3 protein-coding genes are annotated in these 2,586 nt (G+C 58.0%); 1 reads left to right on the top strand and 2 read right to left on the bottom strand.

Annotated elements, in window-relative coordinates:
- Positions 1-217 (top strand): 23S rRNA (adenine(2503)-C(2))-methyltransferase RlmN (locus VL197_16485; protein ID HUJ19585.1); only part of this gene is annotated, 217 nt, incomplete at its 5' end.
- A 130-nt stretch (positions 218-347) separates the two neighbouring features.
- Here the strand turns inward: VL197_16485 and VL197_16480 are convergent.
- Positions 348-1,307: a PEGA domain-containing protein gene (locus VL197_16480; protein ID HUJ19584.1), complete on the bottom strand. Its 960-nt coding sequence runs from the start codon at positions 1,305-1,307 to the stop codon at positions 348-350.
- A gap of 104 nt (positions 1,308-1,411) precedes the next feature.
- The gene (locus VL197_16475; GenBank protein ID HUJ19583.1) at positions 1,412-2,398 is read right to left on the bottom strand and encodes an RluA family pseudouridine synthase; all 987 of its coding nucleotides are present in this window, start codon (positions 2,396-2,398) and stop codon (positions 1,412-1,414) included.
- Positions 2,399-2,586: the final 188 nt, after the last annotated feature.

The raw sequence follows: 2,586 nt of genomic DNA, 5'->3' as shown, positions 1-2,586 counted from the left end.
CGAGCGCCTCATGGAGCTGCTGAGCGGACTCCCCTGCATGATCAACGTGCTCATGTTCAATTCCTTCCCCGGTGCCGCCTTTGAGCGGCCTGACGACGAACGGGCATACGCCTTCCGCAATATTCTCTTGAATCACGGGTTCGTAGCCGTCGTAAGAAACAGTAAGGGCGGCGACATCAACGCGGCATGCGGGCAGCTGCGGGCAACTGCGCGATGAATGACCCGGCATCATCCTGATGCTGGGCGACCCGTCATGGCCAATCTCTCCCGCAGCATCTCTTCCAAAATAAAATCCCCCTCGCGCTTCTGTCGCGAGGGGGATCGCTACTCTGGTTGCCTGACCGCGGCTAGTAATCCGACAGGGACCTTCCTGCGCCCACGATCTCATTCAGGATATCGGCGCGCCTGATGATGATCGATCCATTGTCCCAGCTCAGCACGTATCTGCCTCCGATGTCGAATTGCCGTACCTCACCCGTATCGGAGGGCTGCATTTTCCAGCACTGTCCATTCAGGCAGCACTCAAGGTCCCGCCTGTTCGTGCCGGTCGGTGTAATACCGTTGAACACCGTCTCTTTCCAACTCAGGAGCAGCGCGTCAGCCTTGCCGGTCTCATCAGTATAGAGGAAAGAGGAATTCCAGGTCATTTCGCAGGGACCGACATCACAGAGCAGTACCCCCTGCTTGGTCCGGTAATATTTGCCGGCCGAGTGTTTCTCCAGCGTGAGTTTGCTGATTACTTGCGGGTTTTCCTTATGCTCGATCTTGATGTCCTGAGCGTCGGTGATTACGAACTCGAGCTTCATGACATTGAGGTGGGCCTTGCGCCGTTCTTCGACGGGGTTCTTCTGCTCCACCTTCTTCGGCTCCGGCGCCGGTGTCTTCGGTTTCTCCTGTTTCACGGGCTCGGGCTTTTTCTTTTCCACGGGCTCGGGGACCGGCACTTTGAAGAGCGCCAGTTTTCCGGTCTCGAAGTTCGCCTCCAGCTTTAGCGTTTCATTCTTTTTGACCTGGAACGTGCCGGATACGCTCTTGTCGTCCGTCTTGCAGATTATTACGTGCTCGCCGGTGATAACGCTTTCGATGACGCTCTCAGCAGAGCCCTTGTAAGTATCGTCAATATACACACGGGCGCCCACCAGAGAGCTCTTGACGAGGACGGAGCCGTACTTCACGATCACCATTTCCTGCTCAGGCTCGGGTGCGGGTTTTGGCGGCTCGGCGGACCAGGCAAAGCCTGAGAAGAACAGTACTGACGCGATCGATACTGTACGGACAGCGACCCTTATGCTCGTCTCCCACTGCATGGTATCCAACCCCCGACAATATGAATAGTATTTTAATGCAACTATAGCAGGATGCTGGAAAAAAGCAAGTGAAATGCAATTTTTTGTTCGTTGTTGAGAATATTCTATACTACGAAACCTGATGGGATGTTTCCCTGTCGAGAGGAGCCGCCGCCTCTCAAGAACCCGATGACGTCATTCATATCCTGCGGAGGTGGAGTGCTGAATGTCATGGGATGGCCCGTATCGGGATGTAGCAGGGAGAGTGACTCAGCATGGAGCATCTGGCGTTCGATCACCCGTTCTTTGATCTTTGCCGCCCTCGATCCCCCGTACGTTCTGTCGCCCAGGACGGGATGTCCGATGTGGCTCATGTGCACCCGGATCTGATGCGTGCGGCCGGTCTTGATCTCCACCTCGACAAGGGTGGCGTTTAGGTACCGTTCCCGCACCCTGTAGAGCGTCACCGCCTCCCTCGCCTTGCGCGTGTGCACGCTGATCCTCTTCCGCTCCTTCACGTGCCTCCCGAGGCCCGCCTCGATGGCGCCCGACCCTTTCCTGATCACGCCCGCGACCAGGGCGACATACCGCTTCTGGATGACCCTGGCCTTGAACTGCGCCGACAGGGACCTGAGCGCCTCCTGCGTTCTGGCCACGACCATCACTCCCGACGTGTCCTTGTCGAGGCGGTGCACGATGCCGGCGCGCTCCCGCTCGACGCCTCCCGGTCCCGGCGCCTGAGACGGAAGGCTGCCGTAGTGATAGAGCAGCGCGTTCACGAGCGTGCCCGTGTAGTTGCCGGGCGCGGGATGCACCACGAGGCCGGCCGGCTTGTTCAGGACGATGATGTGCGCGTCCTCATAGATCACTGCGAGCGGGATGGGCTCCGGCAGGACCTCGCGCACCTTCCGTTCGGGGAGCTCGAGAGTGACCCTGTCGCCGGCCTTGACCCGGTAGCCGGGCTTCTCGCTCCGGCCTTCCGCCAGCGCGAGCTTCTCCCTGATCAAGGCCTGGATCCGGCTGCGGGAGATGCGGGGCTCATGGTGGGCGATAAAGAGATCGAGGCGCTTGCCGGCGTGGCTGTCGTTTACGATGTGGGTGATGATGGGCATGGGATGATTTCAAACTATGCTTGAGGTTCAGGCTTTATTCAGTTCCCTAGAACCTATCTCAAAATCGCTTGAGCAGGATGCAAATGGATGCTAGCTGCACGAAGCCGAGAAAGTTCGTCATGTAGTATTCCCAGCGAACGACGAGACGACGTTGCCAATGAAGCCAAGACCAGAATCTTTCAACAAGC

Source organism: Nitrospirota bacterium (genome assembly GCA_035516965.1).
GTDB lineage: Bacteria > Nitrospirota > UBA9217 > UBA9217 > UBA9217 > MHEA01.
This window is presented reverse-complemented; position numbering and strand designations above follow the sequence as displayed.

Excerpts from the sequence above, each read along its gene's own strand:
- VL197_16480 (HUJ19584.1), bottom strand. The coding sequence starts at position 1,307 with ATGCAGTGGGAGACGAGCATAAGGGTCGCTGTCCGTACAGTATCGATC.
- VL197_16475 (HUJ19583.1), bottom strand. The coding sequence starts at position 2,398 with ATGCCCATCATCACCCACATCGTAAACGACAGCCACGCCGGCAAGCGC.